Here is a 6,452-nt window from a genome sequence, read left to right on the forward strand (position 1 = left end):
AAAGGTAAACTTAGCCACCATATAGGTGATAAAAAAGCGACTAAAGTCTAATTTATAAGATGCGTATTTTAACCCAGTTAATAAATTTAGTTTAGTGTTTAGTTGCTTATATATACAAAAACAATAACTTTTACTGCTAAAGTGTGAAGCTATTTATTTGTGTTACACTTACAGGCAGTGGCAAGCAGGCGCTACGGGTTTAAAAGTTTAGATGTGAGGAGTCATGATGCAAAAAAGTGTGATGTCACAATTACAAACGGGTAGGTTATATGCAAAAAAATGGCCTATGCGCAAAGAGTTAGCACCGTTGTTTAACGAATTTAAAGTAATTAAGGCAACCGAGCTGGCAATTACTGTTATGCCAATATTAGCCATGCTTACGTTATTTTTTCAGCTTAACTATTTAGGCCCCGATTTTTTACCGCAAGCGATTGCCAGTGCATTGTTTTTTTTGTCGTTGCCGTTGCAAGGCTTGTTTTGGTTAGGTAAGCGAGCCGAAACACCATTAGAACCGAGCATGCAAAAATGGTACAACGAGTTACATACCAAAATGGTGGCAAATGGCTATCAAGCCCAAATAAGCGAAAACAAGCCCCGTTATATGGAGCTTGCACACTTATTAAAAGACATGTTTGATAAAATGGATAAAGCGTTTACTAAAGAGCAATTTTAGAGCGCATTTAATTATAAGTGTATGAGCAGAGCGCACGCTTTGCTCCATTTATTTATAACACTCCCTCTGGCATATGAGCTAACTCAATTTACCCTATCAGTAATTTCCTCACAAACACTCGTTATTAAAACATCAATCGGCTTTACTAAACTCAGTAATGTAAAACGATAGGGTGACGCTTTGGGCGCCTTTTTCTTCAAGAGTTTGCCAATGTTCAGGTCTAAATTTCCACGCAAATGGTGTCATCATTATTAAATTTTTAATATCTGAAAAATTAAGCGTAACCTGCTCTGTAATGAGCTTTTGATCTGCTTTTATAAAGCCGCTTGGCGTGTCAATTTCAGTGTGTTTTGCTACATCTGCATAAATATATTCTTTAAGCTCTTTTAAATGCCACGGCCCTGGGCTTGCAACTACTAATGTGGCATTTGGCGCTGCTAAACGCGCCAGCTCTTGCTCAAACAAAGGCGCAAAAACACTCAGTAATACGTCAGCAGTGCCTGACTTAAAAGGCGCCTGGCTAATTGATGCAACGCTAAAATGACATTGTGGGTATCGCTTTGCTGCATATTTTACGGCTGATTTAGAAATATCGACGCCGTATACCTGCGCCTCTATTTTATCGGCAATGGCATGAGTATAAAATCCTTCGCCGCAGCCTAAATCTATTAGCACGTTTGGTTTGCGCTCACTAATTATATTACTTAATGCGCGCTGTAAAAATGCGTAAAAGCCTTGCTCTAAAAAAGCACGTCTTGCTTGTACCATTTCAAGCGAATCACCCGGTTGCTTTGAGTTTTTGTGTTGCACCGGTAATAAATTTACATAGCCTTCTTTGGCAAAGTCGAAGGTGTGGTTATTGTCACATCGAAGTGATGAATTATGTTTTAAAAGTGCGTGGTTACATAAAGGGCATTGGTATTGCAGACTCATGAGCCTAGGTAGTCCTTATCATAAAAAGTTTTGACCCAGTGTGGCCGATAAGTGATCAAAAGCGTAATGGCCATACCGTTGAGCATTGCCTCAGGAAACCAAATGATAGCACTTAGGTATACGTAATTATCTGCCAATTCTTGCCAATTATATTGCCCTATAAGCAAATAAAACAAAGCCCCTAAGCTTATTTTTAGACATGCAATAAAGCCTGCCAATATAAAAGAGCACACAAAAATATAAACAAAAAAGTGACGCGGTAAATACTGATAACTCATTATAAAGCCAAGGTAGCTTAATAATGTAGGAATAAATGCACCAAACAGTATTTGCATGGGCAAAAGATTAAGATCAATGTTTGCAAAAGCTGCCAATAGGGCACTGGCCAGCAGGCTACTTAAAATAGCAAGGCGCCACCCTAAAATTAGCGTTGCGGCAGTTACACCTAAAATGTGTAAATCAAGACCGCTTAAAATACCCGCTTTAATTTGCCATAACATGGCAAACACTAACGCACACGCAAGTACCCCTATTTGCCGTGCAGGCGTTTTATAAAGTGCTTTATAGGTATTTTTTTCTACGCTTATAAAGGTAATAATTAAAACAAGGGCCCAAAGTAGCCCTTGCATTTTAAGCGTTAACATAGCAATTATTTAAAAGTTGACCAAATAGGGGCATGGTCAGAGGGCTTTTCTATGCCGCGTAATTCGTAATCTATGCCGGTATCAATACAGCGCTCGGCAAGGGCATGGGTAGCAAGTACAACATCAATACGTAGGCCACGATTATCCACAAACCCTTTAGAGCGATAATCAAACCACGAATATTTGTCGCTTGTATCAGGGTTTTGCTCTCTGAAGGTATCTTTAAAGCCCCAATTTAATAATTTAGCAAGCCATTCGCGCTCCTCTGGTTGAAACGAGCACTTACCTGTTTTAAGCCAGCGTTTAGCGTTTACTTCACCAATACCAATATCTAAATCGGTAGGCGAAATATTGATATCGCCCATAACGATAACGTCTTCATCGGGCGTGTGGTTTGTTTCTAAATGGGTCATTAAATCTTTGTAAAACTGGCGCTTATAAGGGAATTTTGTTTCGTGATTTATATTATCGCCTTGTGGGAAATAACCATTCATTACTGTTAGGTCGCGGCCATTTTCTTGCTCAACTGTCACACTTATCATGCGTTTTTGTGCTTCTTCAGTGTCGCTGGCAAAACCTTTTAAGACCGATTTAGGCTCATTTTTGCATAACATTGCCACACCGTAGTGCGCTTTTTGACCATGAAAATAAACGTGATAACCCATTTTTTGTACGTCCTCGAGGGGGAACGCCTCATCATGAACTTTAATTTCTTGCAAACCAATAATGTCTGGCTGGTGTTTATCTATAATTGCTTGTAACTGGTGTAAGCGAGCTCGCAGACCATTGATATTGAAAGAAATAACCTTCATAAAATTTACCTTTAATTAGACTCTGTTTTTATAACTAAATTGTATCAGTAAATAAGCCTACATAACATGATCGAAATGAGAAAATAGCTGCGCAAATGTTGATCAATTGGTGCGTAAAGTTTAAACATTGTAAATGCTTTATTAATTATTTAAATAAATAAAAAATTCAATTGATCTCGTTATTATTGAATATATAATGCGCAAAAATTACTTGTTTAGTCGTTCAAATAGGATCTCTCTCATGAAAACACAATTACTTTTAGCTACTGCTTTATTAGCCTCTGCGTCTGTATCAGCAAAAAGCAACACTTACTTTAGCCAAGATAATAAACTTGAATCTAAATTATGTGTATTAAGTGCAAATGAAGGCTTTAGCGCAGCGCGTAAAGAAGCAGCACAACACGGTGTATACTTATCGCGTTTTTCTAAAAGTGTTTTATGTAATGGTCAAGATATTCGCGACATTGCAAAAAAAGTAACGTCTAACCAAGCTGCTGAATCAAAAGTTGAAGTGTTTGCAAAAGATGCACACCAAGAAACACAGTTATGTATCACAGCGTTAAAGAAAGGCCTTGCGCCTGTTCGCCAAAAAATTGGTAACTTAAACTCGTTAAAGTGTAACGGACAAAACGTAACTGAATTTGTAAAGCGTTACCAAAACGCAGCAATCTAATTGCGCGGTAACATATAGATTAAAATAATGCCCAGTTTGTACTGGGTATTTTTTTGCAAAAATTACAAGGTATTCAGCAATCATTGCAAAGCTAAGTAATTGATTAATGTATATAAAATAAGCTAAATGCACGTAACTTATTGATTGTTGGCGGCTTGTGCACTTTGGCATTGGACTTGTATTAGTTAAAGTGACATTTACTAACTACAAGGATACGTCTTATGAAAAAGTTAACACTCGCAACAACTATTTTAGCTTCATTAAGTTTAGCCGCATGTGCCTCAAACCAAGGCCTTGAAAAAATCGATAGCGATTTTGCAAGTTTAGATAACGACAGTGATGGTTATATTTCAAAAGTAGAAGCAGATGACGATAGCATCTGGGGCCACTTTTCAAATATTGATACCAATATGGATAACGAGATCAGTCGTAAAGAATTTAACACTTACATGCAGTTAAATACCGGTAAGGTAGCGACTGACAGCGAAGTAAGTGAGTCGGCATTTAAAGCTAAAATAGCTAAATTTGATAAAATCGAAAATGATTTTAGAAGTTTAGATAACGACAAAAATGGTTACATCTCAGTAGAAGAAGCTGACGATGATGATATTTCAAACCATTTTGGTTACATGGATGGCAACAATGATAAACGCATCAGTAAAGGTGAGTTTAAAGGCTACATTAGCAAATACGGTAAAGCCGTTGCTGAAGATGATGCACTAAAGCATTATAAAAACAGCTAATATTAGCTAAATACGCTACACATAAGAGCCAGCATTAATTGCTGGCTTTTTTGTGCATTTAATTTGTTTTAAAAGCAGATATATTTTCCCCCTTTTGTGATGTTCTGTCATAATAGATGGCTACGTATTTTAAAGGGCAAAGCAAAATATTATGGCGGGTCGTCGAATTAGTGATGAACAATTAATTGAGATCATTGAAGCGGCTATATTTGTCGCAGACAAACCTGTTAGCAAACGCCACTTAAAAGATACTGTATTGGCTGATTTAGCTATTCCTATGTCACGAATTAACACTGCAATAGACGCTATACATACCCACTATCAAACACGTGGCATTAAGCTAGTTGAAGTAGGCAGTGGCTATCGCTTTCAAGCGTGTAGTAGTTTAAGCCCTTGGCTTAGTAATTTATGGCAAGAACGGGCACCTAAGTACTCTCGCGCACTACTAGAAACATTGTCGTTAATTGCCTACAGGCAACCAATAACGCGTGGTGAAATAGAGCAAGTACGAGGCGTAACAACCGGAACAGCAATTATTAAAACCCTCCTTGAGCGAGAGTGGGTTAAAGTAGTAGGGCATAAAGAAGTACCTGGTAAACCAGCGCTTTATGCAACAACAAAATTATTTTTAGATTATTTTTCGTTAACCGGTCTAGATGAACTCCCTGCATTGCCAACGCAACAGGAAAGTAAAATAAACCAGTTATTAAGTGATCCTTCTGTGAGAGAACCATCCGAATGAGTATTCAAGGTGAAAAGTTACAAAAAGTCCTAGCCCGTGCAGGGGTAGGTTCACGACGTGAAATGGAAAAATACATTGATGCAAACCGCGTTAGTGTTAATGGTAAAGTGGCTAAATTAGGTGACCGTGTTGAGGAAACAGACTTAATACGTGTTGATGGCCACAGCGTAAAAATTGAAGAAAAAGCCGACCGTATTTGTCGTGTAATTATGTACAACAAGCCAGAAGGGGAATTAAGTACACGTAAAGACCCAGAAGGACGTCGTACTGTTTTTGACCGTTTACCACGCATAGACGGTGAGCGTTGGATTGCTGTTGGTCGACTAGATATTAACACAGCTGGTTTAATGTTATTTACCAACGATGGTGAGTTAGCGAACCGCTTAATGCACCCAAGTTATGAAGTTGAGCGTGAATATTCAGCCCGTGTATTTGGTGAAGTGACCAATGAAACCATTAAAAACCTAACGCGTGGCGTAGAGCTTGAAGATGGTCCGGCTAAGTTTTTAACGGTTAAATCTTTGGGTGGTGAAGGGATTAACCGTTGGTACAATGTAACGCTAAACGAAGGACGTAACCGCGAAGTTCGCCGCTTATGGCAATCGCAGGATGTAGAAGTATCGCGCCTTATTCGTATTCGTTACGGAAAATTAGAGCTAGATAAGCGCCTTCCTCAAGGTGGCTGGGCTGAACTTGATTTAGAAACCGTCAACTATTTACGTAAAACCGTTAAATTAGGCCGCGAAACACAAACTAAACTGTCGGTTATGCCTGAAAAACGCAAAGACAAGCGTGCTAAAATTAACCAAATTCGTAAAGCGGTTAAAAAGCATAACCAACGTGTTAAGCAAACTAAGCGTAAGTAATACCAATCCGTAATAATACCAATCCGTAATAATACTTAATCATTTTGCGGGGCTAAACGTGTCGCTACCTAGGTAAAAAAATGCTCATTTAGCACAACTAAATAGCGAATTTTTGCCAAGCGAACAACACGCTTTTCTAGCCTCAAAGTAGCTCGCTTAATTAAGCGAATAGGTATAATTACAAAAAGATTACCGACAAAAAAGCCGCAATATATGCGGCTTTTTTTATAATTAAAAATGTCTTGTCCTGAAATGTGTTTACACATTTAGGACTTATTTTATGAAAACCACTAAAACTAAAGACGTTAAGCGTACTCAGCGAGATTATACATTAGGCTTTAAATTATCTATTGTTGAGCAAGTAGA

8 protein-coding genes are annotated in these 6,452 nt (G+C 38.1%); 5 read left to right on the forward strand and 3 right to left on the reverse strand.

Annotation, left to right across the window (positions count from 1 at the left end):
* Positions 1 to 226 precede the first annotated feature (226 nt).
* Complete coding sequence (gene yfbV, locus MTF64_RS09350; RefSeq protein ID WP_248451209.1) at positions 227 to 673, forward strand: terminus macrodomain insulation protein YfbV; 447 nt, start codon at positions 227 to 229, stop codon at positions 671 to 673.
* Positions 674 to 805: 132 nt separating this feature from the next.
* On the opposite strand, the gene MTF64_RS09355 is transcribed toward yfbV, so the two are convergent.
* The 3 genes from MTF64_RS09355 to xthA are packed head-to-tail and all read right to left on the reverse strand — an operon-like array spanning position 806 to position 3,062.
* A complete protein-coding gene (locus MTF64_RS09355; protein WP_029772082.1) occupies positions 806 to 1,606 on the reverse strand; it encodes a putative RNA methyltransferase in 801 nt (266 codons plus the stop codon).
* Positions 1,603 to 2,250 carry an energy-coupling factor ABC transporter permease gene (locus MTF64_RS09360; RefSeq protein ID WP_248451206.1) on the reverse strand — a complete coding sequence of 216 codons (648 nt, stop codon included), beginning with the start codon at positions 2,248 to 2,250 and terminating at the stop codon, positions 1,603 to 1,605. Before MTF64_RS09360 ends, MTF64_RS09355 begins: the two co-directional genes overlap by 4 nt.
* Before the next feature lie 5 nt (positions 2,251 to 2,255).
* On the reverse strand, positions 2,256 to 3,062 hold the full coding sequence (xthA, locus tag MTF64_RS09365; protein WP_096041844.1) for an exodeoxyribonuclease III: 807 nt from the start codon (positions 3,060 to 3,062) through the stop codon (positions 2,256 to 2,258).
* 241 nt (positions 3,063 to 3,303) lie between these two features.
* Between xthA and MTF64_RS09370 the strand changes: the two genes are divergently transcribed.
* The 4 genes from MTF64_RS09370 (at position 3,304) to rluB (ending at position 6,086) form a co-directional block, all read left to right on the forward strand.
* Entirely contained in the window at positions 3,304 to 3,735 is a 432-nt protein-coding gene (locus MTF64_RS09370; protein WP_248451207.1) for an exonuclease III, read from the forward strand.
* Positions 3,736 to 3,956: 221 nt separating this feature from the next.
* A complete protein-coding gene (locus tag MTF64_RS09375) occupies positions 3,957 to 4,478 on the forward strand; it encodes an EF-hand domain-containing protein (protein ID WP_004587784.1) in 522 nt (173 codons plus the stop codon).
* 151 nt (positions 4,479 to 4,629) lie between these two features.
* On the forward strand, positions 4,630 to 5,220 hold the full coding sequence (gene scpB / locus MTF64_RS09380) for an SMC-Scp complex subunit ScpB (protein WP_248451208.1): 591 nt from the start codon (positions 4,630 to 4,632) through the stop codon (positions 5,218 to 5,220).
* Entirely contained in the window at positions 5,217 to 6,086 is an 870-nt protein-coding gene (gene rluB, locus MTF64_RS09385; RefSeq protein ID WP_004587786.1) for a 23S rRNA pseudouridine(2605) synthase RluB, read from the forward strand. The genes scpB and rluB overlap by 4 nt, the downstream gene beginning before the upstream one ends.
* Positions 6,087 to 6,452 lie beyond the last annotated feature (366 nt).

Source organism: Pseudoalteromonas sp. 2CM41L (assembly GCF_023161905.1).
Classification (GTDB): domain Bacteria; phylum Pseudomonadota; class Gammaproteobacteria; order Enterobacterales; family Alteromonadaceae; genus Pseudoalteromonas; species Pseudoalteromonas atlantica.

Coding starts and splice junctions, on each gene's coding strand:
- xthA (WP_096041844.1), bottom strand. CDS start 3,062: ATGAAGGTTATTTCTTTCAATATCAATGGTCTGCGAGCTCGCTTACAC.
- MTF64_RS09360 (WP_248451206.1), bottom strand. CDS start 2,250: ATGTTAACGCTTAAAATGCAAGGGCTACTTTGGGCCCTTGTTTTAATT.
- yfbV (WP_248451209.1), top strand. CDS start 227: ATGCAAAAAAGTGTGATGTCACAATTACAAACGGGTAGGTTATATGCA.
- MTF64_RS09375 (WP_004587784.1), top strand. CDS start 3,957: ATGAAAAAGTTAACACTCGCAACAACTATTTTAGCTTCATTAAGTTTA.
- MTF64_RS09355 (WP_029772082.1), bottom strand. CDS start 1,606: ATGAGTCTGCAATACCAATGCCCTTTATGTAACCACGCACTTTTAAAA.
- MTF64_RS09370 (WP_248451207.1), top strand. CDS start 3,304: ATGAAAACACAATTACTTTTAGCTACTGCTTTATTAGCCTCTGCGTCT.
- scpB (WP_248451208.1), top strand. CDS start 4,630: ATGGCGGGTCGTCGAATTAGTGATGAACAATTAATTGAGATCATTGAA.
- rluB (WP_004587786.1), top strand. CDS start 5,217: ATGAGTATTCAAGGTGAAAAGTTACAAAAAGTCCTAGCCCGTGCAGGG.